At 73.6% G+C, this 24406-nt stretch carries 26 protein-coding genes and 1 pseudogene; 10 read left to right on the top strand and 17 right to left on the bottom strand.

All coding sequences use genetic code 11. The annotated features are described in order from the left end of the window. Nucleotides 1-512 precede the first annotated feature (512 nt). From DFQ13_RS31395 to DFQ13_RS31360, 8 genes are all read right to left on the bottom strand, one after another. Nucleotides 513-1577 carry a ferrochelatase gene (locus DFQ13_RS31395; protein ID WP_110082418.1) on the bottom strand — a complete coding sequence of 355 codons (1065 nt, stop codon included), beginning with the start codon at nucleotides 1575-1577 and terminating at the stop codon, nucleotides 513-515. A 15-nt stretch (nucleotides 1578-1592) separates the two neighbouring features. After that, entirely contained in the window at nucleotides 1593-2360 is a 768-nt protein-coding gene (fabI, locus tag DFQ13_RS31390) for an enoyl-ACP reductase FabI (RefSeq protein ID WP_035277948.1), read from the bottom strand. A gap of 44 nt (nucleotides 2361-2404) precedes the next feature. After that, nucleotides 2405-3130 carry a 3-oxoacyl-[acyl-carrier-protein] reductase gene (fabG, locus tag DFQ13_RS31385; RefSeq protein WP_035277947.1) on the bottom strand — a complete coding sequence of 242 codons (726 nt, stop codon included), beginning with the start codon at nucleotides 3128-3130 and terminating at the stop codon, nucleotides 2405-2407. 143 nt (nucleotides 3131-3273) lie between these two features. After that, nucleotides 3274-4257 (bottom strand): VWA domain-containing protein, encoded by a 984-nt coding sequence (locus DFQ13_RS31380; protein ID WP_110082417.1) that lies wholly within the window; start codon nucleotides 4255-4257, stop codon nucleotides 3274-3276. Further along, nucleotides 4254-5135 carry a DUF58 domain-containing protein gene (locus tag DFQ13_RS31375; RefSeq protein WP_181400239.1) on the bottom strand — a complete coding sequence of 294 codons (882 nt, stop codon included), beginning with the start codon at nucleotides 5133-5135 and terminating at the stop codon, nucleotides 4254-4256. The genes DFQ13_RS31380 and DFQ13_RS31375 overlap by 4 nt, the downstream gene beginning before the upstream one ends. Before the next feature lie 89 nt (nucleotides 5136-5224). Further along, the gene (locus DFQ13_RS31370; protein ID WP_052020421.1) at nucleotides 5225-6286 is read right to left on the bottom strand and encodes an AAA family ATPase; all 1062 of its coding nucleotides are present in this window, start codon (nucleotides 6284-6286) and stop codon (nucleotides 5225-5227) included. 102 nt (nucleotides 6287-6388) lie between these two features. Beyond that, nucleotides 6389-9301 carry a PEP/pyruvate-binding domain-containing protein gene (locus tag DFQ13_RS31365; RefSeq protein ID WP_181400238.1) on the bottom strand — a complete coding sequence of 971 codons (2913 nt, stop codon included), beginning with the start codon at nucleotides 9299-9301 and terminating at the stop codon, nucleotides 6389-6391. Between the two features lie 19 nt (nucleotides 9302-9320). Continuing rightward, on the bottom strand, nucleotides 9321-10403 hold the full coding sequence (locus DFQ13_RS31360) for an alkene reductase (protein ID WP_110082416.1): 1083 nt from the start codon (nucleotides 10401-10403) through the stop codon (nucleotides 9321-9323). Between the two features lie 156 nt (nucleotides 10404-10559). Between DFQ13_RS31360 and DFQ13_RS31355 the strand changes: the two genes are divergently transcribed. Then, nucleotides 10560-11048 carry a MarR family winged helix-turn-helix transcriptional regulator gene (locus DFQ13_RS31355; RefSeq protein WP_035277940.1) on the top strand — a complete coding sequence of 163 codons (489 nt, stop codon included), beginning with the start codon at nucleotides 10560-10562 and terminating at the stop codon, nucleotides 11046-11048. An 83-nt stretch (nucleotides 11049-11131) separates the two neighbouring features. On the opposite strand, the gene DFQ13_RS31350 is transcribed toward DFQ13_RS31355, so the two are convergent. Further along, on the bottom strand, nucleotides 11132-11713 hold the full coding sequence (locus DFQ13_RS31350) for a TetR/AcrR family transcriptional regulator (RefSeq protein ID WP_110082415.1): 582 nt from the start codon (nucleotides 11711-11713) through the stop codon (nucleotides 11132-11134). 89 nt (nucleotides 11714-11802) lie between these two features. Here DFQ13_RS31350 and DFQ13_RS31345 point away from each other — a divergent pair, with 89 nt between their 5' ends. The 4 genes from DFQ13_RS31345 to DFQ13_RS31330 are packed head-to-tail and all read left to right on the top strand — an operon-like array spanning nucleotide 11803 to nucleotide 14433. Next, the gene (locus DFQ13_RS31345; RefSeq protein WP_035277937.1) at nucleotides 11803-12378 is read left to right on the top strand and encodes a dihydrofolate reductase family protein; all 576 of its coding nucleotides are present in this window, start codon (nucleotides 11803-11805) and stop codon (nucleotides 12376-12378) included. A gap of 10 nt (nucleotides 12379-12388) precedes the next feature. After that, the gene (locus DFQ13_RS31340) at nucleotides 12389-12928 is read left to right on the top strand and encodes an AAA family ATPase (protein WP_110082414.1); all 540 of its coding nucleotides are present in this window, start codon (nucleotides 12389-12391) and stop codon (nucleotides 12926-12928) included. 31 nt (nucleotides 12929-12959) lie between these two features. Further along, on the top strand, nucleotides 12960-13553 hold the full coding sequence (locus DFQ13_RS31335) for an RNA polymerase sigma factor (protein WP_035277934.1): 594 nt from the start codon (nucleotides 12960-12962) through the stop codon (nucleotides 13551-13553). Beyond that, nucleotides 13546-14433: a CU044_5270 family protein gene (locus DFQ13_RS31330; RefSeq protein ID WP_110082413.1), complete on the top strand. Its 888-nt coding sequence runs from the start codon at nucleotides 13546-13548 to the stop codon at nucleotides 14431-14433. The genes DFQ13_RS31335 and DFQ13_RS31330 overlap by 8 nt, the downstream gene beginning before the upstream one ends. Nucleotides 14434-14877: 444 nt before the next feature. Here DFQ13_RS31330 and DFQ13_RS31325 read toward each other — a convergent pair whose 3' ends face one another. Together DFQ13_RS31325 and DFQ13_RS31320 are read right to left on the bottom strand one after the other, a co-directional pair. Continuing rightward, complete coding sequence (locus tag DFQ13_RS31325; protein WP_035281422.1) at nucleotides 14878-15606, bottom strand: SDR family NAD(P)-dependent oxidoreductase; 729 nt, start codon at nucleotides 15604-15606, stop codon at nucleotides 14878-14880. Beyond that, the gene (locus DFQ13_RS31320) at nucleotides 15603-15941 is read right to left on the bottom strand and encodes a darcynin family protein (RefSeq protein ID WP_035281420.1); all 339 of its coding nucleotides are present in this window, start codon (nucleotides 15939-15941) and stop codon (nucleotides 15603-15605) included. The genes DFQ13_RS31325 and DFQ13_RS31320 overlap by 4 nt, the downstream gene beginning before the upstream one ends. A 40-nt stretch (nucleotides 15942-15981) precedes the next feature. On the opposite strand from DFQ13_RS31320, the gene DFQ13_RS31315 reads away from it, so the two are divergent. Then, on the top strand, nucleotides 15982-16506 hold the full coding sequence (locus DFQ13_RS31315; protein ID WP_035281418.1) for a TetR family transcriptional regulator: 525 nt from the start codon (nucleotides 15982-15984) through the stop codon (nucleotides 16504-16506). On the opposite strand, the gene trxA is transcribed toward DFQ13_RS31315, so the two are convergent. The 3 genes and pseudogenes from trxA to DFQ13_RS31300 form a co-directional block, all read right to left on the bottom strand. After that, nucleotides 16499-16840, bottom strand: coding sequence for a thioredoxin (gene trxA, locus DFQ13_RS31310; protein ID WP_110082412.1), 342 nt, complete (start codon nucleotides 16838-16840; stop codon nucleotides 16499-16501). The two genes, DFQ13_RS31315 and trxA, sit on opposite strands and share 8 nt — an antisense overlap. Further along, nucleotides 16837-17265 carry a MerR family transcriptional regulator gene (locus DFQ13_RS31305; RefSeq protein WP_110082426.1) on the bottom strand — a complete coding sequence of 143 codons (429 nt, stop codon included), beginning with the start codon at nucleotides 17263-17265 and terminating at the stop codon, nucleotides 16837-16839. The genes trxA and DFQ13_RS31305 overlap by 4 nt, the downstream gene beginning before the upstream one ends. 51 nt (nucleotides 17266-17316) lie before the next feature. Next, a pseudogene (locus DFQ13_RS31300) lies at nucleotides 17317-17664 on the bottom strand (winged helix-turn-helix transcriptional regulator); the annotation flags it as partial. 98 nt (nucleotides 17665-17762) lie between these two features. Between DFQ13_RS31300 and DFQ13_RS31295 the strand changes: the two are divergent. After that, complete coding sequence (locus DFQ13_RS31295) at nucleotides 17763-18566, top strand: alpha/beta fold hydrolase (RefSeq protein ID WP_219994717.1); 804 nt, start codon at nucleotides 17763-17765, stop codon at nucleotides 18564-18566. Between the two features lie 7 nt (nucleotides 18567-18573). Here DFQ13_RS31295 and DFQ13_RS31290 read toward each other — a convergent pair whose 3' ends face one another. Next, nucleotides 18574-19479, bottom strand: coding sequence for an RNA polymerase sigma-70 factor (locus DFQ13_RS31290; protein ID WP_110082411.1), 906 nt, complete (start codon nucleotides 19477-19479; stop codon nucleotides 18574-18576). Between the two features lie 176 nt (nucleotides 19480-19655). Here DFQ13_RS31290 and DFQ13_RS31285 point away from each other — a divergent pair, with 176 nt between their 5' ends. Further along, nucleotides 19656-20141: a carboxymuconolactone decarboxylase family protein gene (locus DFQ13_RS31285; protein ID WP_035281449.1), complete on the top strand. Its 486-nt coding sequence runs from the start codon at nucleotides 19656-19658 to the stop codon at nucleotides 20139-20141. 84 nt (nucleotides 20142-20225) lie between these two features. Here DFQ13_RS31285 and DFQ13_RS31280 read toward each other — a convergent pair whose 3' ends face one another. After that, nucleotides 20226-20786 (bottom strand): hypothetical protein, encoded by a 561-nt coding sequence (locus DFQ13_RS31280; RefSeq protein ID WP_146241421.1) that lies wholly within the window; start codon nucleotides 20784-20786, stop codon nucleotides 20226-20228. A gap of 32 nt (nucleotides 20787-20818) precedes the next feature. After that, nucleotides 20819-22186, bottom strand: coding sequence for an NlpC/P60 family protein (locus DFQ13_RS31275; protein ID WP_407643238.1), 1368 nt, complete (start codon nucleotides 22184-22186; stop codon nucleotides 20819-20821). Between the two features lie 255 nt (nucleotides 22187-22441). On the opposite strand from DFQ13_RS31275, the gene DFQ13_RS31270 reads away from it, so the two are divergent. Then, nucleotides 22442-22897 carry a hypothetical protein gene (locus tag DFQ13_RS31270; RefSeq protein WP_035281405.1) on the top strand — a complete coding sequence of 152 codons (456 nt, stop codon included), beginning with the start codon at nucleotides 22442-22444 and terminating at the stop codon, nucleotides 22895-22897. Continuing rightward, on the top strand, nucleotides 22894-24330 hold the full coding sequence (locus DFQ13_RS31265; protein ID WP_035281403.1) for a hypothetical protein: 1437 nt from the start codon (nucleotides 22894-22896) through the stop codon (nucleotides 24328-24330). Before DFQ13_RS31270 ends, DFQ13_RS31265 begins: the two co-directional genes overlap by 4 nt. Nucleotides 24331-24406: the final 76 nt, after the last annotated feature.

The following is a 24406-nucleotide window of genomic DNA, read 5'->3' as shown; positions in this document are numbered from 1 at the left end:
GATCGCAGCCCAGGCCTTGTCCGTCAGCTCACCACGTCCGACCACACCCCATCATCTGCACACGATCATGGGAAAGATCCGCAGGACACGCCCTAGCTGGTGGAGGTGCTTGTCCAGCCGGCCACCCCGAAAACCGGCGGCCCGGCCGAGCAAACGCCCGGGTGGGTGGAGGTGCTTACCCAGCCGACCACCCCGAAACCCGCCAGCCCGGCGAGCGAATGCCCGGTTGGGTGGAGGTGCTTGGTCAGCCGACCGCCCCGAGAACCGCCGGCCCGACCAAGCAACTGCCCGGGTGGGTGGATGTGTTTGGCCGGGGGTGGCGATCATGTGACAGCCTGCCTGGGCGGTGGGGCATCTTTTCAGCCCCACCCGGTCACACTGGAGCACATGATCGCCATAGGGGCCCCGGCCAAACACATCCACCCAGCCGGGCACCACCAACAAACAACCGGCGACGAAGGCAGAGCGCATTCACCCGGGCACACCCAAACCCAGCAGGGCACACCCGGAGGTCAGCTCGCGGGGCGGCCCTGACCCGCCTGCGCGGGAGCCGGGCGGCGGACCGGTTCGCAGCAGGCGACCGCGCACGGGGCGCCGTTGAGCGTGCAGCCGCCGACCGGGAAGTCCGACAGCTTGCGCGCCTCGGCCCCGGCCAGGTGTTCGCGGACGAGTTCCACCACCAGTTCGGCGAACCGGGGGTCGCCGTTCGGGGTGGCGGCGCGGGCGAAGGCCATGCCCAGTTCCTCGGCCTTCTCCTTGGCCTCGGTGTCGAGGTCCCAGACGACCTCCAGGTGGTCGCTGACGAACCCGACCGGGCACACCAGCACCGCGCGCACCCCGTCGGCGTGCAGCGCCTCGATGTGGTCGACCACGTCGGGCTCCAGCCACGGGATGCGCGGCGGACCCGACCGCGACTGCCACACCACGTCGAACCCGTCGGCGCCCACCTCGGCGGCCACCAGCCGGGCGGCTTCGGCGACCTGCCGGGAGTAGCGGCGGCCACCTTCCTCCGGCGGGCCCGCGGCGCGGTCGGCGGAGTCGGGCACCGAGTGCGCGGTGAAGACCAGCCGGTACCCCTCGGGCAGGTCGGCGGCGGCGGCGCGCACGGCGTCGGCGAAGGCGGAGACGAACAGCGGGTGGTCGAAGAAGTGGCGCAGCTTCACCAGGTCGGGCGCGTCGTCGCCGACCGACTCGCGGGCGCGGGCGATGTCCTCGTCGTACTGGCGGCAGGCCGAGTAGCCGCCGTAGGCGCTGGTGGGGAACACCAGCGCGGAGCGGACGCCGTCGGCGGCCATCTCCGCGACGGTGTCCTCGGCCATGGGGTGCCAGTTGCGGTTGCCGAAGTACACCGGCAGGTCGATCCCGGCGGCGGCCAGTGCGGCGCGGACGGCGTCCATCGCCTCCCGGTTGAGCCGGTTGATCGGCGACACGCCGCCGAAGTGCTGGTAGTGCTGCTCCACCTCGTCGAGGCGTTCCGGCGGGACCCCGCGCCCCCGGGTGACGTTCTCCAGGAACGGGCGGACGTCGGCCGGGGACTCGGGGCCGCCGAAGGACAGCCACAGCAACGCGTCGGTCATGTGCGCAGTTCTAGCTCACATGCCCAGCGCGTGCACGCCGCCGTCGACCCACACCATGGAGCCGGTGGTGGCGGGCAGCCAGTCCGACAGCAGCGCGCAGACCGACTTGGCGACCGGGGTGGCGTCGTTGACGTCCCAGCCCAGCGGGGCGCGCTCGCCCCAGGCGTCCTCGAGCTCCTTGAAGCCGGGGATGGACTTGGCGGCCATGGTGCGCACCGGACCGGCGGCGACCAGGTTCACCCGGACGCCCTTGGGGCCCAGCTCGCGGGCCAGGTAGCGGTTGGTGGACTCGAAAGCGGCCTTCGCCACGCCCATCCAGTTGTAGGCGGGCCAGGCGACGCGGGCGTCGAAGTCCAGGCCGACGATGGACGAGCCGGGGCCCAGCAGCGGCAGCGCGGCCACCGCCAGCGACTTGAGCGAGTACGCCGAGACCTCCAGCGCGACCGCGACGTCCTTCCACGGGGCGTCCAGGAACGGCGCGCCCAGGCAGGACTGCGGGGCGAACCCGATGGCGTGCACCACCCCGTCGAGGCCGTCGACGTGCTCGCGCACCGCGTCGGCGAGGCCGGCGAGCTGCTCGTCGTTCTGCACGTCGAGTTCGATGACCGGGGCGGGCTTGGGCAGGCGGGTGGCGATCCGCTGCACCAGGCTCATCCGGCCGAAGCCGGTGAGCACGACCTCGGCGCCCTGCTCCTGGGCCGCCTTGGCGACGTGGAACGCGATCGACGCGTCGGTGATCACACCGGTGATCAGCAGCCGCTTGCCTTCGAGCAGACCGGTCATGGCCGGGAGTCCTCCTGGAACGGTGTTACGGGACGGGGTGGTGGTCAGTGGCCCATGCCGAGGCCGCCGTCGACCGGCAGCACCGCGCCGGTGATGTAGCCCGCGGCGGGCGAGGCGAGGAAGGTCACCGCGGCGGCGACCTCCTCGGGCTGGGCGTAGCGCCCGGCCGGGACCGAGGCGAGGATCTGCTTGCGCCGGTCCTCGGTGAGCGTCTCGGTCATGTCGGTGGCCACGAAGCCGGGGGCCACGACGTTGGCGGTGATGTTGCGCGAGCCCAGTTCCCGGGAGATGGAGCGGGCCATGCCGACCATGCCCGCCTTGCTGGCCGCGTAGTTGACCTGACCGGGCGAGCCCATCAGGCCCACCACCGAGGAGATGTAGACGATGCGCCCCGCGCGGGCCCGGAGCATGTTGCGGGTGGCGCGCTTGGTCACCCGGAACGCGCCGGTCAGGTTGGCGTCGAGGACGCGGGTGAACTGCTCCTCGTCCATCCGCATGAGCAGCGTGTCGTCGGTGATGCCCGCGTTGGCCACCAGCACCTCGACCGGCCCGTGCTCCGCCTCGACCTCGGTGAACGCCGCGTCGACCGCGGTGGAGTCGGTGACGTCGCACTTCACGCCGAACAGCCCCTCCGGGGCGCCCGAGCCGCGGTGGGTGATGGCCACCCGGTCGCCCTGGGCGGCGAAGGCCCTGGCGATGGCCAGTCCGATGCCGCGGTTGCCGCCGGTGACCAGCACCGAGCGACCGCCGGAATTGTTGGAACCGTCCATCAGTCTTCCCCTTGCGCCCCTCGACATCATCCGCCGTGAGGCTAGCGGCCTTCGCTGACGTATGACCGGTGACCCCGCTGAGGCCACGCGGCCTCCGGCGCCGAAGCGGCGCCTGAGCCGCGGTCGTCCCAGGTGGTCGTCGGTCAGGGCAGGCGTTGGCCGATGACCAGGGAGCCCGCCGCGGACAGCAGGGCCAGCAGGGTGCCGAGGATGAGCCACGGCCTGCTCGCGTCGGCCTGCTTGACCTCGTAGCCGATCTGCTCGCCGAGGGTGTCGTAGACCTTGCGCAACTGGTCGGCGGTGGCGGCCCGGTAGAAGTCGCCGCCGGACAGTTGGGCGATCTCCTCCATGGCCTCGTCGTCCACGGCGACCGACTGGGGGCGGCCCTCGATCTCGACCGTGCCGTCGGCGGTGCCGAAGGAGATGGTGGTGATCGGGATCTTCTTGTCGGCCGCCGCCCTGGCCGCGGTGAAGGAGCCGCGCGAGTCGTCCTCGGACTCGGTGGGGATGGTCTGCTTGCCGTCGGACATCAGCACGATGCGGGCGGGCGGTGGGCCCTCCGGTCCGCCGACGACCGAGGAGAAGCCCTCGATCGACTGGAGCGCGGCGAAGATCGCCTCACCGGTGGCGGTGGACTGGGCCAGCTTGAGGTTGTCGATCGACCTGGCCACCCCGGCCCGGTCGGTGGTCGGGGCGACCAGCACGGTGGCGGTGCCCGCGAAGGTGATCAACCCCAGGTTCACCCCGGGGGTCAGGCCCTCGGCGAAGGACTTCGCGGCGACCTTGGCAGCCTCCAGCCGGGTCGGGGCGACGTCGGTGGCCTCCATCGACAGCGACACGTCGATGACCAGCACCACGGTGGCCCGGTTGCGCGGCACCTTCTGCTCGGCGGTCGGCCCGGCCATCGCCACGGTGAGCAGCACCAGCGCCAGGATCAGCACCACCGCGGGCAGGTGCCGGGTGAGGCCCTGCCGCTTGGGGGCGACGCGTTCGAGCAGTTCCAGGTTGGTGAAGCGCAGGGTGCGCCTGCGCAGGGTCTTCTGCACCAGCACGTACCCGGCGGCCAGCGCGGCCACCGCGAGCAGCACCAGGAACCACCAGGGGGAGGTGAACCCGCTCAGGCTCATGCCGCACCCCCCGACCAGCGGCGCTTGCGGGAGACGACGAAGCGCACGGTGTCGGCGATCCAGTCCGAGTCGGTGCGCAGCACCAGGTGCCCGCTGCCCGCCCGGCGGATGCCGGAGGCCACCTCGGCGCGGTGCTCGGCGGCGGCGGCGGCGAACTCCTTGCGCAGCAGCGGCGAGGCGGTCACCTCGCGCTGGCGCCCGGTCTCCGGGTCGGCGAGCACGACGGTGCCCACGTCCGGCAGTTCGACGTCGCGCGGGTCGACGATCTCCACCGAGATCAGCTCGTGGCGCAGCGACAGCGCGCGCAGCGGTCGCTGCCAGTCGGTGTCGCCGAGGAAGTCGGAGACCACCACGGCCAGGCCGCGCCTGCGCGGGGGCCTGCGCAACTGCTCGACCGCGCTCGCCAGGTCGCCGCGCACGCCCTCGGGGGCGCGCTGGACCTGGGCGACCTTGCGGACCAGGCCGCGGGCGTGGGCGAGGCCGCCCCGGGCGGGGACGCGGACCAGTTCGGCGCCGGTGGAGATGAGCGCGCCGATGCGGTTGCCGCCGCCGCGGGTCAGGTGGGCGATGGCGGCGACGGTGGCCACGGCCAGGTCGCGCTTCTCGCAGGCGGCGGTGCCGAAGTCCAGGCTGGCGGACAGGTCGACCACCAGCCAGGTCTCCAGCTCGCGGTCGGCCACGGTCTCGCGGATGTGCGGGGTCGTGGTGCGCGCGGTGACCGCCCAGTCCATCCGGCGCACGTCGTCGCCGGGGGCGTACGGGCGGGCCTCGCCGGGTTCGGAACCTGGTCCGGGGACCAGGCCGAGGTGGTTGCCCTGGAGCAGGCCGTCGAGCCTGCGCCGGACGTCGATCTCCAGCAGGCGCAGGCCCGCTTCCATCCGGTCGCCGCGCAGCACCGGCGGCGCCCAGTCCGGCCGGGGGGTCCCGGAGTCCTCGGGGCCTGCCCCGCGGTTCCCAGAGGAAGCCACTACCTACCCGCCACCCCGGCGGGCGCGCCGTTCTGCGGCCGGGCCGAGACCTGCGGCAGCGGCACGGTCTGCAACACCCGGGAGATCATGTGCTCGATCGGCACGCCGTCGGCGAGCGCGTCGTAGGACAGGACCAGGCGGTGGCGCAGCACGTCGGGCACCACGTCGACCACGTCCTGGGGCAGCACGTAGTCGCGGCCGCGGACCAGGGCCAGGGCGCGCGCGGCGGCGACGATGCCCAGGCTGGCGCGCGGGGAGGCGCCGTAGGCGATCCAGCCCGCGACGTCGGTGAGGCCGTGCTCGGCCGGGGTGCGGGTGGCCAGGACCAGGCGCACGGTGTAGTCGACGAGCGCGTGGTGGACGAACACCGACGAGGCCACGCCCTGCAGGCGCTTGAGCTCCTCGGGGGTGAGCACCTGCTGCGGCTGCGGCGGCGCGACGCCCATCCGGTAGACGATCTCGCGCTCCTCCTCGACCGTCGGGTACTCCACCAGGATCTTGAACAGGAAGCGGTCGCGCTGCGCCTCGGGCAGCGGGTAGACGCCCTCGTTCTCGATCGGGTTCTGGGTGGCGAGCACCAGGAACGGGTCGGGCATGGGGAAGGTCTGGCCGCCGATGGACACGTGCCGCTCGGCCATCACCTCCAGCATCGCCGACTGGACCTTGGCGGGGGCGCGGTTGATCTCGTCGGCGAGCACGAAGTTGGCCACGACCGGGCCCAGCTCGACGTCGAAGCGCTCCTGGCCCTGCCGGTAGATGCGGGTGCCGAGGATGTCGGCGGGCACCAGGTCGGGGGTGAACTGCACGCGGGAGAACGAGCCGCCGACGACCTTGGCGAAGGTCTCCACCGCGAGGGTCTTGGCCACGCCGGGCACGCCCTCCAGCAGCAGGTGCCCCTTGGCCAGCAGTCCGACGAGCATCCGCTCGACCAGCCGGTCCTGCCCGACGATGACGCGCTTGACCTCGAACACGGTCCGCTCGAGAAGCTGGGCGTCCCGCGCGGGCGTCGCCGCGGACGACTCGCTCGTGAACTCGGCCTGACCGGGCTCGGTCACCGGCATCCTCCTTATGGACGGTCATTCCACCGAGGTCCAGCAAACCCGACGAGCGGTGAGAGCGCTGTGAACTCCATCCCGCGAACCCCGTCCCCCCGGACGGGGACCTCAGCCCCCGAACCGGCGCAGGTCCTCCGGGGTGTCGATGTCGGCCGCGGCGCCGCCGGGGTCGGGCACCCGCGCGGCGGGGAGGCCGCCGAGGACCCGGCGCAGCGACATCCCGGCACCACCGGCGGGGACGGCGGCGCGCAACACCCCGAGCCGCCACGCGCTGAGCAGCCACTGCTCGCGCCCGACACCGTCCACGAGCACCGCCCCGCACTCCCCCACCTCGCCCACCAGCCGCGCCACGATCGTGTGGTCCACCGCGGGCAGGTCGGCGGCGAGGAGCACGGTGACGGTGCGCTCGGGCAGGTCGGCCAGCACGTCGAGGGCGGCCCGCAGCGCGGCCACCGGTCCACCGCCGGGCGGGTCCTCCCGCGTCCACTCGACCGCCCGGGGCAGCTCGCGCTCCGGTCCGACGACCACGGTCCGCGCGCCGTCGACGGCGGACACGGCCCGTTCCAGCAGCGACCGCCCGGCCACGACCAGCCCCGGTTTGTCGACCCCGCCGAGCCTGCTGCCGGACCCGCCCGCCAGCACGACCGCCGCGCGGGTGTCCGCAGAGGACGACCCGCCCAGCGCGGTGACCGTGCCCGCGGCGCCGTCCACCCGGACCCGGGTGCCGGTCACCAGCCGGGTCGTGGCGTCGCCGCAGCCGACCACGGCGGGGATGCCCAGTTCCCTGGCGACGATCGCGGCGTGCGACAGCGGGGCGCCGACGTCGGTGACGACCGCCGCCGCCCGGGAGAACAGCGGGGTCCAGCCGATGTTGGTCACCGACGTCACCAGCACCTCCCCCGGCCGCAGCGCCGCCCCTTCCTCCACAGTGGACAACACGCGCACCGGTCCCTCGGCGACCCCGCCGGAACCGGGGAGCCCGGTGACGTCCGGGCCGCCCGGAATCGGGTCCTGTCGCGCCGAATCCCGTTGTGCCGCCCACGAAACCGGGTCGAACCGGCCGCGCAGCACCGTCGGGTAGGGCGGGAGCGCGCGGTAGCGGTCGTACGCCACGCGCCGCCCCGGCACGGCTGCGAACGGTGTCGGGTCGCCGTCGAGGACGGTCAGCAGTTCCGGCAGGGGGAGGAAGAACACGTCGTGGCCGCGCCCGGTCAGTTCCCCCGCCCGCACCCAGAAGGCGCGCAGCACCGAGAACACCCGCACCATCTCCGACCGCGCCAGCTCCCGCCCGCGCGCCGCCTCCGCTGCCTTCGCCAAGGGGCGCCGCAGTTTCCGCTCCGCGCCGGGGTGCCGGGCCCACACCTTGGCGCGGGCTTCGGCCTGGGCGCGCAGGCGTTCCTCCGGGTCGCCCTCGGCGGTGGCCAGGGCGCGGTCGAGCCAGTCCGGGTCCTCGGCCGGGCGCGGCGCGGACAGCTCGAACTCGTCGGCGCAGCGGTGGCCCCAGGCGTCGAGGTAAGCGGTGCGGTCGAGGCGACCCGCGCGCAGCCGGGCCAGGCCCAGTGCCGGGCCGAGGCTGACCAGTTCGTCGGAGTCGGTGTGCAGGCCGGTGGCGAGGACCGCGGCGTCATCGTCGCCGACCCGGGCGCGCAGCCTGGCGTGCACCGCGCCGGGTCCGCCCTGCCGGGCACCCGCGTCGAAGGTGCGGCAGGTGCGGAACAGCAGGTCGTGGCCTTCGGCCTGCCACAGCCCGACCAGGTCGGCCGGGGTTGGGGCGGCGGTGATCCGTTCGCGGAGCCGGGCGCAGCGGGCGGGGTTCTCGGCCACCAGTGCGGGCAACCGACGCCGGTAGCGGACCGATTCGACGCCCGCCACGATCGCCGTCCGCAGCGCGGCGCGCAGCAGCGCCGGTCGCGCCATCGGCAGCGGCGGGACGTCGGCGGGGATCGGCCCCAGGGTCTGCGCCATGGCCTTGCGGGCGAACCGGCCGAGGCCGAGCGCGCCCGCGACAGCCAGGGCGGCGCTGAGGTTGAGGTAGAACCGGCCGCCGACGATGCCGTTCACCGGGTGCCCGCCGACCGGGGGCGGGGCCAGGGTGCGCACCACCGACCAGGTGGCCGGGGTCATCACCCCGGGCACGGCCTCGCCCAGGTTGGCGCAGGTCCACAGGTAGTCGCCGCGGGTGGTGTCGTTCCACTCGCGGGCCTCGGCGGCGGCGCCGGTGACCGGCCGGGCCTGCAGGATCGCGAAGCCGTCGCGGTGCCGCGCCCACTCGACGTCGGACGGGCCGAACCGCTCGTGGATCAGGGCACCGAGGGCGGCCAGCTCGGCGGTCTGCGCCTCGGTCAGCACCGGGGCGCGGCGCAACCGGTCCGGCACCGGCTCCACCGCGGTCCCGCCGGGGACGCGCACCGTGCGCAGCGCTTTGTCGCCGATGACCCGACGCGGCTGCGGCCCGCCGACGACGTAGGTGTCCGGGGTGGTCGAGCCGTCGACCACCGACTCGCCCAGCCCCCAGCCCGCGTTCACGACCACCCCGTCCGCGCCGGTCACCGGGTCGACGGTGAACAGCACCCCGGCCGACTCGGCGTCGACGAGTTCCTGGACCACCACGGCCATTTCGGCGTGGTCGATCCCGGCCCGCTCCCGGTAGACCGCGGCCCGCGCGGAGTCCAGCGACGCCCAGCACCGCTCGACCGCCGCGAACACCTCCCCGGCCCCCTCGATCCCCAGGAACGTGTCGTGCTGACCGGCGAACGACAGCCCCGGCAGGTCCTCCGCGGTCGCCGACGAGCGCACGGCCACGGCGGGCGCCCCGAGCCCCGCGTACGCGGCGGCGACCGCGTCCCGGACCTCCGCGATCGCGGCCGGGTCGGCCCGGCGGCGGAAGGCGGCGGTGGTGACGACGAACCCGGCGGGGACCGGGACCCCGGCCCGCACCAGTGCCGTCAGCGCCCGCGCCTTCCCCCCGACCCCAGCCGACCCGACTTCCTCCGACAGCGGTGTGACGAGTGCTTCCCCCATACCGCCCAGTGTCCCGGGATCAGGCGTTCTCGACCACCAGGGCCGGGTAGTCGGTGTAGCCGCGCTCGTCGCCGCCGTAGAAGGTGGCCGTGTCGGCGGGGTTGAACGGGCCGCCCGCGGCCAGTCGGGCGGGCAGGTCCGGGTTGGCCAGGAAGAGCTGCCCGAAGGTGATGACGTCGGCCACGCCTTCCTCGACCAGCGCCAGCGCGTCGGGACCGGTGGCACCGCCGGGGGTGGCCGGGTTGAGCAGCAGCGTGCCGCCGAAGCGCTCGCGCAGGTCCAGGGTCAGGTCGCGCTGCCCGGGGGCCTCCGCCACGTGCAGGTACGCCAGGCCCAGCGGGACCAGGGCGTCGACCAGCGCGGTGTAGGTCTCGACGTGGCCGTCCTCGACGATGTCGTTGAACGGGTTGGTCGGGGAGATCCGCAGGCCCACCCGGTCGGCGCCGATCGCGGCGGTGACCGCCCGCGCGACCTCGACCACGAGCCTGGTCCGCCCCTCGACCGAGCCGCCCCACTCGTCGGTGCGCGCGTTGGCGTTGGTGGAGAGGAACTGGTGCAGCAGGTAGCCGTTGGCGCCGTGCAGCTCCACACCGTCGAAGCCCGCGGCGACGGCGTTGCGGGCCGCGTCGGCGAACCCGGCGATGGTCTCGGCGATGCCGTCGCCGTCCAGCTCGACCGGCGCCTCGAACGTCTGCGGCCCCGCCGCGGTGTAGACCTGCCCGGCGGCGGCGACCGGGGACGCGCCGACCGGGCGCAGGCCGTCGGGCAGCAGGCTGGCGTGGCCGATCCGGCCGCTGTGCATGAGCTGGGCGAAGATCACCCCGCCGCGGGCGTGCACCGCGTCGGTGACCGCGCGCCAGGCTTCGACCTGCTGCTCGGAGTGCAGGCCCGGGGTGTCGGGGTAGCCCTGGCCGACGGCGGTGGGCTGGATGCCCTCGGTGATGATCAGGCCCGCGCTCGCCCGCTGCGCGTAGTACTCGACGGTGGCGGCGGTCGGGGTGTTGCCGGGGCCGTGGGCGCGGCTGCGGGTCATCGGGGCCATGGCGACCCGGTTGGCGAGGGTGCGGCCCGCGAGGTCGATGGGGTCGAAGGCGGTGCTCATGGTGGCTCCTCCACGCTGCGCTCAGGATTTACCTGACCGAACAGGCAAATGCCCGGACCTCTTCCCGCCCCCGGTCATTTATGAGCCACCTCACCGGCTGTTGACAAACCGTTCCACCATGTGGCAGATCCCTGTCCGAACAGCTAAAGTCGATCCATGGCCCAGGACCCGCCCGGCCCGGCGACCGCGCCGCTGCCCGGCGCGGCCCGCGGCGGCCCGATCAGCCACGCCGTCTTCCGCGTCGCCCGGTTGCACCGGCTGCTGGCCGGGCGGCTGCTGCGCCAGGTCGGCCTGCACCCCGGCCAGGAAACCCTGCTGATGCACCTGTGGGAGTCCGGCCCGCAGCGGCAGACCGACCTGATGGCGGTGCTGGGCTCGGACTCGGCCACGGTCACCCGCACCGTGCAGCGGCTGGAGCAGGCCGGTTTCGTCCGCCGCGGCCCGTGGCCCGGCGACCGCCGGGCCACCCTGGTCGAGTCCACCCCGGCGGGCAACGCGCTGCGCGCGCGGGTGGAGGAAAGCTGGCGGGAACTGGAGCAGATCACCGTCGCGGGCATGGACGGGGCCGAGCGGGACACGGCGCTGTCGGTGCTGACCCGCCTGGAGGAGAACCTGCTCGCGGAGTGCCCGGAGAACCGCCGCTGAATGCCCGGTCTCCACTTGGCCGTGCACGACCAGGTCGACGATGGGGCGTGGCCGCGGGTGCCCGGTCGCAGGCTCGGCCCGGTTCATGTTCGCGGCGGGCGGGTCAGGCGGTCGACCAGCGCGGTGACCAGGTCGTGGCGCTGTTCCGGCGTGAACAGGTCGGGGAGCGTGAGCCGTTCCATGATCAACCAGTTCAGGGCCAGCCACAGCGACACCACCGCGGCTGAGTCACCGGGGAGACCGGACTGCTCGTGGTAGCCGGTGTTCGCGTCGAGGTCGGCCCGGATGCGGCGGGTCAGCACCTCCCGCAGTCCGGGTCGACGGGTCGCCTCCAGGCGCAGTTCCAGCAGGGCCAGGAAGCCGGCCGGGAACGCGGCCACCCGATCCACCAGTTCGTGCATGAGCTCGGCGAGCTTCGCCCGGTCGCGCGGCCCGGCCAGCCCCGCGGCGAGCACCGCCTCGTCGGGGGTCAGCCGTTCGTACACGCGCTCCCCCGCCTGGGTGAGGATGTCGTCGCGGTTGGCGAAGTAGTTGGACGCCGTGCCCGCGGGCACCTGCGCCCGCCGGTCAACCGACCGGAACGTCAGGCCCCGCGCGCCCTCGTCCGCCAACACCTCGATCGCGGCGTCGAGCAGCGCCGCCCTCCGGTCCGGGTTGCGTCGCACCTTGAAACCACTCCATCCGTAGTGCTAACTTTCAAACCACTACAGCCAAAGTACTACAGCCGGAGTTGTTCCGGAGGATTCGAGGCCCCGTGCGCGAGCTCGTCTACTTCATCGCCGTGTCCATCGACGGCTTCATCGAGGGCCCCGGTGGCGAGACCGACTTCTACCCCGAGGCACCGGACATGGTCGACCACCTCCGCACCCGGTTCCCGGAGACCATGCCGACCCACCTGCGCGAACCCCTCGGCATCGACGGGGCGGCCAACCAGCGGTTCAGCTCCGTGGTGATGGGGCGCGGCACCTACCGGCCCGCGCTGGACGCGGGGATCACCAGCCCGTACGCGCACCTGCGCCAGCACGTGGTGTCCCGATCCCTGCCGGAGATCGCCGACCCCACCGTCGACCTGGTCCCCGGCGACCCGATCGGCCTCGTGCGCGGGCTCAAGGCCGAGACCACGGCAGGCGACATCTGGTTGTGCGGCGGCGCCGACCTGGCGGGCCAACTCCTGCCGGAGATCGATGAACTGGTCATCAAGCGGTACCCGGTCGTCGCGGGCGACGGGAAGCCGATGTTCACCGGACCGTTCCGACCCCGCCCGTTCGCCCCCGTGGAAGCGCTGACCTTCAGCCACGGCGGGACCATCACCACCTACCGGCCTGCCTAGGGTCCCGGGGGTGCGCAGGGTGATCGTGACCGGCATGACCGGTGCGGGCAAGACGACACTGGCGACCGCCCTCGCGCACCGCCTCGGTCTGCCGTTCACCGAGCTGGACACCCTCGCCTTCGAACCGGACTGGGTCGAGCGCGCGGCGTACCGGACCGACGTGGAACGGCTCGCCCGCACCGGGGGGTGGGTCGTCGACTCCCACGGCACCCCACCGGTCCGCGACCTGCTGTGGTCACGGGCCGACACGGTCGTGTGGTTGGACTACGCACGCGGGCTGGTCACCCGCCGGGCGTTCACCCGTTCGCTGCGCCGCAGCCTGCGCCGCGAACGGATCTTCAACGGCAACGTCGAGCGCTGGCGGGAGTGGCTGAGCCCGGACCACCCCGCCCGCTCGGCCTGGTCCGGCCACCCCGCCAGGCGCACGTACCTGGCGGCCAGGATCGCCGAGGACCGGCACGCCCACCTGGACGTGGTCCACCTGCGCACCCCGGCCGAGGCGACCGCCTGGCTGGCGACCGTGAACCCGATCGGGGCCCGGGGCGAATAGCGGGGGACACCGCGTCCACGAGAGGCCGCCCATGACAGCACCCCCGCAGCACCCGGACCCACCCGACGGGGCGGTGATCGGCGCGTCGCTGACCGAGCCGTCCCGGTTCGCGCTGGTCTTCGACCGGCACGCCCCGGCCATCCACCGCTACCTGGCCCGGCGCCTGGGTGCCCAGGCCGCCGACGACCTGGTCGGCGAGACGTTCCTGACCGCGTTCGGGGTCAGGGCGCGGTTCGACCGCGACCGGCCCGACGCCCGCCCGTGGCTGTACGGGATCGCCACCAACGTGGCGAACCGGCACACCAGGGCCGAGGCCAGGGAGTTCCGGCTGCGCCAGGCGCTGCACCCGGAACCGCACGACCCCGGCCCGGCCGACCGGGTCGCCGCCGGGGTCACCGCGCGCGCCGAGGTCGTCGGCGTCGGCGACGCCCTGCGGGCGCTGTCCCCCGGCGACCGGGACGTGCTGCTGCTCTTCGCCTGGGAGCAGTTGGGGTACGAGGAGATCGCCGCCGCCCTCGCCATCCCGGTCGGGACCGTCCGGTCCCGGCTCAACCGCGCCCGCCGCAAGGTGCGGGCCGCGTTCGGCGCCCCCGACACCACCCTCCAGGAGGCCTCCCGTGGATGACCTGACCCTGATCCGCGACTTCGCGGGCGACGCCCCGCCCGCCGACCGGGCGACCCTCGCCGCCGCCCGCGAGCGCCTGCTCACCGAGGCGGCCCACCCCCGCCGCACCCGCCGCCTGGTCCCCTGGATCGGGGGCACCGCCGTCACGACGGCAGCGGCGGTCGCCGCGGTGGTGAGCCTGCTCCCCACCGCTCCCGCGCCGACCCCACCCGGGGTCGGCGCACCCCCCGTCGCGGGCGCACCCGCCGACGCGGACCCCGCCTCGGTCCTGGTCCTCGCGGCGGCGTACGAGCGCACCCAGCCCGACGTCGTCCCCCGCCCCGACCAGTTCCTCCACCTCCACAACGGCGCCTACCGCGCCTGGTTGTCGATCGACGGCACCCACGACGGCCTGATCGACACCGGCGACGGCCACCCCGTCCCCGCTCCGGGCTGCCGCGACGGGGTGGCGGTGGTGCACAAGGGCAACACCGCGATCGGCACCGAGCCGTGCGAGCCGCGCCCCGCCTACGACCCGGACATGCCCACGACCGGGGAGGCGATGGTCGCCCACCTCAACGCCGAGGTGTTCAACGACCCCGGCAACCCCAACTCGGTGGGCAAGGACGTCCTGTCGCTCTTCGAGTCCACCTACCTGCGCCCCCCCGCCCGCGCGGCCCTGTTCGAGGCGGCGGCGACCCTGCCCGGCCTCACCCTGGCCGACTCCCCCCCGGTCGACGGCCACCCTGCGGTCGCGATCGGCTGGTCGACCGACAGCGGTCACAACGGCCAACTGCTCTTCGACGCGGCCAGCAACGAATACCTCGGTTTCCGGACCGGGAACACCGAGGTGTCCCGGTCGACCCAGACCATTGTGGACGCGGTGGGCGAGACCCCTTAGGGCCGTCCTCAAAGCCAGCCCCCACGAACCGCCGGCCCGGCTACGCAGAGGCCCGGGTGGGTGGATGTCTTCAACGCAGGCCGGCCACCCCGACAACCGCCAGCCAACCAAGCAAACGCCCGGGTGGGTGGATGTCCTCAACGCAGGCCGGCCACCCTGAGAACCGCCGCCCCGGCTACGGATATGCCCGGGTGGGTGGATGTGTTTGGCCGGGGGTGGCGATCATGTGACAGCCTGCCTGGGCGGTGGGGCATCTTTTCAGCCCCACCTGACGCACTGGAGCACATGATCGCCATAGGGGCCCCGGCCAAACACATCCACCCAGCCGGGCACCACCCACACAAAGGCCGGGCTCGAAAGCTGAGCACATCCACCCACCCGGGCACCACCCACAAACAACCGGGTTCTGAAACCAGAGCCACGGCAACCTGTTCAGGCGGGCGCTCAGTCGGCCACGAGCCGGGCGGCGAGGCCGGGGGCGAGGCGGTGCACGGCCAGCAGCGCGCCGACCCCGCCCACCCGGACCACCGCCCGGCCGCGCCGCACCCCGCCCAGAATCCCGTCGGCCGCCGCCCCCGCACTGATCTTGCGGGAGCCGCGCCCCTCGGTCATCGCGGTGTCGACCAACGGGAGCATCGCGTCGACCACCCGCACGTGCGGGGCGTCCACGGCGAGCTGGTGGCGCAGTCCCGCGCTGAACGCGATCAGCCCGGCCTTGGCCGCGCAGTAGACCGGCGCCGACCGCTTCGGGACCACGCCCAGCGCCGAGGTGACGTTGACGATCGTCGCCGAGGAGGCGGCGGCGAGGGCGGGCAGCAGCCGGGCGGTGAGGCGCAGCGGCCCGGCCAGGTCGGCGCCCAGTTCGGCGGCGATGTCGGCGGCGAGGGCGTCGCGGTCGGCGGTCGCCCAGGAGCGGTCGAGCTGCACGGCGGCGTTGTTGACCAGCAGGTCGAGCCCCGGGAGGGCGAGGGCGGTGGTGGCGAGCCGGTCGACGGCGGCCGGGTCGGCGAGGTCGGCGACGGTGGTGCGCAGGCCGGGCAGCATCCGCTCGGCTTGGGCGAGCCGGTCGGCGTCGCGACCGCAGACCAGGACGGTGGTGCCGTCGGCCACGAGTCGTTCGGCCAGGGCGAGGCCGACGCCGGTGCTGCCGCCGGTGATCAGGGCGGCGCTCATCCGGCGGCCTGGTGCCCGTCCTCGACGGCGAGGACCAGTTCGTCGAGGTGGAAGTAGGGCACGGTGAACAGCGGCGAGTCGCGCAGTTCCTCGACGACCAGGTAGTAGTCGGCGAGGTCGGTGGTGGTGAACAGGAGGACGTCGCTGCACCGCGCGCTGAACGCCTCGGCGTCGAAGAACCGCGCGGTGGTCCTGGGGTGCCCGCGCAGCGCGGCGCCCAGCGTCTTGTCGGCGACCGCCGCGCGTTCCGGCCTGCTCAGCCGCAGCCATGCGGGCAGTGCGGTGATCAGCATGAACGCCGTGTACTCGGTTTCCGTAGCAGTTGTTACATCCATGGCGGCGACGGTAGATGTAACAACTGCTACAGTCAAGGGTGTGGCCCGCCCCCCAGACACCGCCCGCCGCGCCGAGCTGATCGCCGCCACCCTCGACGACCTGGCCGCGCACGGCCTCGCCGAGTTCACCCTGCGCGGCCTCGCCGAGCGCCTGGGCACCAGCGCCCGGATGCTGGTGCACTACTTCGGCAGCCGCGACCGGCTGCTGGCCGCCGCCTTCGCCGAGCACCGCAGCCGGGTGCTCGCCCAGCTCGACGGCGCCGCCGAGCAGGACCCGCGGTCAGCCGCCGCGGCGGCCTGGTCGGCGATGACCACCGACCGCGCGCACTTCACGGTGATGTACCAACTCCTGACCGCCGCCCTCACCGAGGACCACCCGGCCGCCCGGACCGCCGTGACCGCCTGGGTCGACTACGCGGCGGCCCTCCTGCCCGACCACGACCCGGCCACCGCCACCGCCCTGGCCTCCGGCCTCAAAGGACTCCTGCTCGACCGCATGGTCACCGGCGACCACGCCCGCTGCGACGCCGCGGCGGCCCTGCTGATCGACCGCCTGCTCAGCTGAGGTCGGCCAGCGCCGCGTCGACCTCGGCCAGCAGCCTGGCCTTCGGGCGCGCGCCGACGATCGCCCGGACCGGCTCGCCGCCCGCGAACAGCAGCAGGGTCGGCAGGGACATCACCCGGTGGTCGCGGGCCGTGGTGGGGTTCTCATCAGCGTTGATCTTGCGGATGGTCAGGTCGGGGCGGGTCGCGGCGATCTCGGCCAGCACCGGGGCCATCATGTGGCACGGCCCGCACCACTGCGCCCAGAACTCGACCAGGACCGGCCCGTCGCGGTGCAGGACCTCCTCGGCGAAGGTCGAGTCGGTCACGGCCGTGACCGCGTTCGCGGTGATCATGGGTTCTCCTCGAAGTGGTGGGGTGGCACGCTCGCGGCGTACCCGGTGGTGACGCGGCAGGGGCCCGGTTCCCGCGCCAGCGCGTCGGCGAGCTTGGCCACCAGACCCGCCCGCACGGCGCCGAGCCGCTCCAGGCAGTCGTCGACCTCGGCGAGGCGGCGGCGGTAGACCTCGACCGAGTCGGCGCAGTCGTCCCCCGCCCCGTGCCCGGCCCGCAGGCAGGCGACGAACGGGCGCGTGTCGTCCAGGCTGAGCCCGGCCGCCTGCAACGCCAGGATCTCGCTGACCAGGCGTTGGTCGTCCTCGTCGTAGTCGCGGTAGCCGTTGGCCGTGCGCCGGGCCCGGCCCAACAACCCCTGCGACTCGTAGAACCGCAGGGCCCGCGTCGTCGTCCCGGTCCGCTTCGCCAACTCCCCGATGCGCATGCCGGGAACGCTAAACCTTGCCGCCCACGTCAAGGCAAGCGTTCTCCCGCCGGCCCGGTCGACCTCGGGCATGTGCGCCTCGGCCCACTCCCGCAGCGCGGCCAGCGGCACGTCGAGCGAGAGCCCCAGCGGCGTCAGCCGGTAGTGCACCCGGGGCGGCACCGTCGGCTCCACCCGCCGCGCGACCAGCCCGTCGCCGACCAGCTCGCGCAGGGTCACCGACAGCATCTTCTGCGACACCCCCGGCACCCGGCGCCGCAGGTCGGCGAAGCGCACCTCGTCCGGGTCGGCCTCGGCGAGCACCTTCACCACCATCGACGTCCACTTGGTGCCGATCCGGTCGAGCAGCCGCCGGGTGGGGCACGCGGGGTCGAACAGGTCACCACGCCGGGCGGTCACCTCGGCCTCACCACCTGTCGCGGAAGTGCCTTCTTGGCACGTCGACCACCGTTTCCTACGGTGGGCTGGTAACCAATGGTAACCCCTGGAGGAGTCCCGTGTTCGCGGTCAACGGCATCGAGGTCAACGCGACCGTCACCGGCAGCGGCCCGGCCGTCCTGCTGCTGCACGGCTTCCCGCACACCGCGCGGGTGTGGTCGGAGGTCATCCCGCACCTGGCCCGCGACCACCGGGTCATCGCCCCGGACCTGCGCGGCCTGGGTGCCACCACCCGGGCCCCGGGCGGCTACGACGGGGGCACCCTCGCCGCCGACGCCGAGGCCCTGCTCGACGCGCTGGGCGAACCGGACGCGGCGGTGGTCGGCATCGACGCGGGCGCCCCGCCCGCGTTCCTGCTGGCCGCCCGGCGCCCGCACCGGGTGCGCGGGCTGGTCCTGGTGGAGTCGCTGCTGGGCACCCTCCCCGGCGCGGAGGACTTCCTCGCGGGCGGCCCACCGTGGTGGTTCGGCTTCCACGCGGTCCCCGACCTGGCCGAGACCGTCCTCATCGGACACGAAGCCGACTACCTGGACTGGTTCCTCACCGCGGGCACCCGGGGCCGGGGCGTCCCCCGGGCCATCCGCGACGAGTTCGTCGACGCCCACACCGGTCGGGAGTCCCTGCGCTGCGCCTTCGAGCACTACCGGGCCATGCCCACCACCGCCCGCCAGATCGCCACCGCGGGCAGGCTCACCGTGCCCACCCTGGCGGTCGGCGCCCACCCGGTCGGCGACGCCCTCGAACGCCAACTGCGCCCCATCACCGACGACCTGACCGCCCACGTCATCCCCGACTGCGGCCACATCGTCCCGCTGGACCGCCCGGACGTCCTCGGCCCCCTGCTGGCCGACTTCCTGGCGTGAGCCTGGTTCACCGGCTCAGGGTGGTCTCCCGCTCCATGTGCGAGAGCTTGTCGGGGTTGCGCACGGCGTAGAGCCCGGTGATGAGGCCACCCTCCACGCGCACCGCCACCACGGTGTCGATCTCCCCGTCGAGCCGGAAGACCAGCGCCGGGTACCCGTTGACCTGCGCCTGCCGCAGCGACACGGCGTCGGCGAGCCTGCCGAGGCCACCGATCAGCAGGCGGGCCACCTTGTCCGCCCCCACCACGGGCCGCGCAATCGCTTGCTTGACCCCGCCACCGTCGCCGAGGAGGACGACGTCCGGCGCCAAGACGTCGAGCAGGCGTTGCAGGTCACCGGTTTCCGCCGCCCGCCGGAACGCCTCCAGCGCCTCCCGCGTCTCGGCCGCGGACACGACCCCGCGCGGCCTGCGCGCCGCCACGTGCGCCCGCGCCCGGTGCGCGATCTGCCGCACGGCGGCCGGGTTCTTGTCGACCGCCTCGGCGATCTCGTCGTAGGCCAGGCCGAACACCTCGCGCAGCACGAACACCGCCCGCTCGGTCGGCGCCAGCGTCTCCAGCACCAGCAGCACCGCCATCGACACGCTGTCGGCCAGCTCGACGTCCTCGGCCACGTCGGGCGCGGTCAGCAGCGGCTCGGGCAACCAGGACCCGACGTAGGACTCCTTGCGGCGCCCGAGCACGCGCAACCGGGCGAGCGCCTGCCGGGTGGTGATCCGCACCAGGTAGGCCCGCCGGTCCCGCACCGCGTCGAGGTCGACCCCCACCCACCGCAACCAGGTCTCCTGCAACACGTCCTCCGCGTCCGCCGCCACCCCCAACATCTCGTAGGCGACGGTGAAGAGCAGGTTGCGGTGGGCGAGGAACACCTCCGTGGCGAGGTCGGGCCGGTCATCGGATGGGGCACCTGCCATGGGGGACTCCTCTTCGCGCTCGACTGCGTCTCCCATCAGATGCCGCGCCCGCCCGTTGTGTGACACCCGGACGCCGACCCGGCCATGGCGTGCGTCACACACCCACGCTGTCACAGGAACCGGCTCGCGGACATCTTGTGCCCGACCGACCCGACACCACGAGCGAGGACACCCCCATGGACACCCGATTCGACATGTTCGGCAACGAGCTCGCCCTCAGGTTCGCCAAGCGGTTCGCCAACGCGGGCCAGGTGATCCACTCCTCCACCCTCCCGAAGTCCACCCAGGAGCTGGTGTCCCTGCGCGCCAGCCAGATCAACGGCTGCGGCTGGTGCATCGACATGCACACCAAGGAAGCCACGGCCGACGGGGAGTCGCCGGTCCGGCTCAACCTGGTCGCCGCCTGGCGCGAGGCCACCGTCTTCACCGAGGCCGAGCAAGCCGCCCTGGCCCTCGCCGAAGAAGGCACCCGCCTCGCCGACGCCCACCCCGGCGTCTCCGACGAAACCTGGGCGCAGGTCCGCGAGCACTACGACGACGACCAGATCGCCGCGCTGGTCGCGCTGGTGGCCTTGATCAACGCGGCGAACCGGCTCGCTGTGATCGCGCACCAGCGGGGCGGCTCCTACGAGCCCGGCATGTTCGCCGCCGCCCTCGCCTGATCGGCGGGCTGACCCGGCCGGGGCCACCCGGTCCCGGCCGGGTCAGCCCGCAACGGTCCTCAGCCGGGGTCGTGTTCGGCGCTCTCAGCGGACCGGCTGCGCGGACGTCCACCAGGTGGTCTGCTTGCGGGCGCCCGCCCAGCTGAAGCTGAAGTGGATGTGGTCGGTGTGCGGGCTGGCGCCGGTGTAGGGCTGCCAGCCCTCGGACGCCGCGTAGGACTGCCAGATCTCGCGGTTCCAGATGATGTACATGATCCCCAGGCGGCGGGCGCGGGCGTGGGCGTTGCCGTGTTCGTCGGTGGCGAGCAGCCAGTCGAGCAGTTCGGTGGCCTGCTTCTTCTGCGCCGAGTCGTTCGCCTTGAACCAGTAGTCGAGTGCGCGGCCTTCCTTGTGCTCGCTCTGCCCGCCCGCGCCGCAGTCGCGGCTGATGATGTCCCCGCCGCGCTTGTACTCGGCCTTGAGGACGTCGCGGAACGCTTCCGCGCCCGGTTTGGGGCTCGGGTCGCACGTCGACTGGCCTTCGTAGTCGGCATAGGCGTCGATCTCGGGCTCGAACGCGGGGGTCGGCAGTGCTGCCGACGCGGGTGTGGCGAGTGTGGCCACCAGGAGAACAGTGGCGGCGAGTACAGCGGGGAACCTCTTCACCGATACCTCCCTGTCGGGTGTTCGACGACCGGTCAGAGAACGCGGGTGGCGTAGGGGACGATGCCGCCGTAGCGGACCGGGGCGATGCGGACCCGGGAGCCGGAGTACGGCGCCTCGACCATCTGCCCGTTGCCGAGGTAGAGCGCCACGTGGTGGATGCGGCCACCGGTGGTCCAGAAGAGCATGTCGCCGGGGGCCTTCTGGCTGAGGGGGACCCGGCGGCCCGCGGTGGCCTGGTAGCCGCTGTAGTGCGGGAGCCGGATGCCCGCGCCTGCGAAGGCGTAGATCATCAGGCCGGAGCAGTCGAAGCCGATCTTGGCGTAGTCGCCGAAGGCGTCGGCCACGCCGCCGTCGCGGATGCCCCGGGTGGGGCCGTGGGCGTTGCCGCCGCCCCAGGCGTACTGGACGCCGAGTTGGGACAGGGCTCGGTTGATCACCGTGCGGGCGCTGCCGATCGGGCGCGGGCCCGCGGAGTCGTCGGCGCTGCCTCCACCGCCGCCACCGCCGCCTCCACTGCCGCCTCCGCCGCCGGTGTTCTGCGCGGCTGCCGCGGCGGCGGCGTTGGCCTCGTCCTCGCGCTGCTTGGCCGCCAGCCACTCCTGGTAGCGCTGCCGCTGGTTCTCCAGGCCGCCGACCGCCGCCTGGGCCTCGGTGAGCTGCCGCTCGTAGTCGGCCTTCGCCGCCTGCAACTCCTGGGACTGGCCCGCCTGGTCGGCGCGGGCGCGCTGGGCGGTGGCGGTCGCGGTGTCGGCCTCGCGCTTGGCCTGCTCGGCCTCGGACCGCTTGCGGTCGGCCAACTCCAGGGCGGCGCGGGCGCGGGAGTCCCTGTTGGCCTTCTCGGTGCGGGCGCGCTGCAACCGGTCGAGGGCGTCGAGTTCGGTGCCGCTGATCGCGTTGAGCATTTCGGCGCGGGCGAGCAGGTCCTCGGGGCTCTTGGCGCCCAGGTAGGCGGAGATGGAGCCGACGGTGCTGCCCTGCTTGTAGCTGCCCGCGGCGAAGTCGTCGAGGAGGTCCCTGGCGTCGTCGATGGCCTTGCCCGCGCCCTCGGACTCGCGGCGGGCGGACTCGGCGTCTGCGGCGGCCTGGGCGGCGACGTCCTGGGCGGTCTGCATGTCGACCAGGGCCTTGTTGGCGTCCTCCAGCTTCGCCTCGACCTCGGCCTGCAACCGCATCAGCCGCGACTCGGCCTGGGCGAGCTGGTTGGTCAGCTCCCCCACCTTGCCCGCCCTGCGGTCGGCCTCGGCGCGGCCCGCGTCGAGCTGCGAGTCGCTGGGGTTGGGGGGCGGGGGCGGCACGGCGACCGCGGTGCCCACCGCGGACACCGAGGACAGCGCGACCACCGACAGCAGGACCACCGAGGTGGCGAACAGTCCGAGCGACACCGACCGCCGTGAGCGCACGACGCACCTCCTCACCGATCCCGGCGGCCCCCGACGACCCCGGACACGGTCCACACCGGACCGGCCCCGACTGTGCCATTGGCGTCCCGCCCGCACCACCGGTAACAGGCGAAACTTCCGTACCGGGGATAACTTCCGCCAACCACAACACTCTGGGTCGCGACAACCGCCCTGACGTGTCGGAACAGGACCTCGACCGCTCACCCGGACGAGGTCGCTGTGACGACCCGTGGTCGGTGCTGGGAGCATGGCGCCATGTCCGCCCGACTGCCCGCGGCCGCCGCCGCGGCCGGGCTCGCCACCCTCGTCGTCGGCCTGTTCCTGCCCTGGTTCCGGTCGGGGGCGGTGCTGCGCGACAGCTTCGAGTCGGTCGGGGTGATCCGCACCCTGGGGTTCCTGCGCGGCACCGGGTGGGCCTGGCTGCCGACGGCGTGGTTCTCCCTGGTGCCGGTGGTGACGCTCTGCGTCGCGGCGTACGCGCTCGGTCTCCGGCGCACGTCGGCAACGCTTTGCCTGGTCGTGACGATTCTCAGTGGAACCGTCGCGGGGGGTGCGGCCGTCGGACAGGGCAGCGGGGACAGCTCGCTGGGCATCGCGGGGACCGGGCCGACGACCACCGCGGTCGGTGCGGTGATCGCGGTGGTGGGCGCCGTGGGCGTCCTCGTGGGCGAGCGCAGGAGCGCTCGCCGGGAAGCAGGAGGGGAACAGTGACGTATCCGCCGGGGCAGGGCGGCCAGTGGCCGCAGAACGACCCGTACCAGGGGCAGCCGCAGGGCTACGGCCAGCAGGGGCAGGGCGGTTACCCCCAGCAGGGGCAGCCGCAGGGCGGCCACCCGCAGTCGGGCGGCTTCCAGCAGCCCGCCCAGCAGGGCGGCTACCCGCAGCAGCAGTACGGCGGTGGCTTCGGCTACCCGCTGCCGCCGGAGCAGCCCGCGCGCAAGGGCCGCAAGGGCCTGGTCATCGGCGTGGTCGCGGCGGTGGTCGCGGTCGCCGCGGGCGCGGGGGTGACCGTGTGGGCGCTCAACCGCGGCGAGGCGCAGGCGGGCGCGGAGTCGCCGACGGCGGCGGCGACCAGCCTGGTCAACGCCATCGGCCAGGGTGACGTGGCTGGTCTGCTGACCGGCCTCGCCCCGGCCGAGCGGGACCTGATGACCACGCTGAACTCCGAGACGACCAAGGAGTTGCAGCGGCTGGAGGTCTACAAGTCCGACGTCGACCCGAACAAGGTCCAGGGCTTCGAGCTGACCAGCGAGAACCTGCAGTTCGACGAGGCGGGCGCCGAGCGGGTCAACGACCACCTGACGATCACCAAGCTGGTCGGCGGCAAGATCACCGTCTCCTCCGACGCCAGTCGGCTCCCGCTGACCAAGGAGTTCATCGACGCCGCGTTCCCGGAGGGCCTGCCCGGCGGCAAGGAGACCGAGACCGTCGACGTGGCGGAGGTGGTCGCGAAGGAGAACCGCGGCGAGCCCATCCGCATCGCGACCGTGCAGGTCGACGGCGAGTGGTACCCGAGCCTGTTCTACACGATCGCCGACTACGCGCTGGCCGAGGAGAAGATGTCCTGGCCGAAGCAGTCGATCGCGGCCAACGGCGGCTCCTCCCCCGAGGACGCGGTGCGCGGCCTGGCCGAGGCGGGCCTGGCGGGCAACCTGACCAGGGCGATCGAACTCCTCCCGCCGGACGAGATGGCCGTCCTGCACGACGTGGGCCCGGCGATCGTCGAGGGCGCGGGCAAGACCGAGTCCGGCGTCCGGCTGGTGGACCTGTCCACCGAGACCCAGGCCGTCGAGGGCGCGACGAAGGTCCTGCTCAAGGAGGTCGTCCTGGAGAACGAGGACGGCGAGCGGCTGCGCGTGAGCAAGGACGGCGAGTGCTACGCCGTCGAGGCCGAGGGCGAGTCCGACCAGGCCTGCGCCGACGACCTGGCCACCCGCATCGGCGGCAAGCGGATGGCCCCCGAGGCCAAGCAGGCGCTGACCAACCTGGTCAAGGGCATGATGGCCAACACCGGCGTGGTCACCACCGAGGTCGACGGCAAGTGGTACGTCAGCCCCTTGCGCTCGCTGACCGACGTGCAGGTCACGGCCCTCAAGAGCCTCCAGCCGGAGGACATCAAGGCCCTGCTCCGGCTCGCGGACTGACCCGGAGCAGCACTCCACCGGACCCCCGGCGCCTCTCCAGGCACCGGGGGTCCGCCGCTGCCGGGGCCCGGGCGTG

The sequence above is a fragment of the Actinokineospora spheciospongiae genome (assembly GCF_003182415.1).
GTDB lineage: Bacteria > Actinomycetota > Actinomycetes > Mycobacteriales > Pseudonocardiaceae > Actinokineospora > Actinokineospora spheciospongiae.
This window is presented reverse-complemented; position numbering and strand designations above follow the sequence as displayed.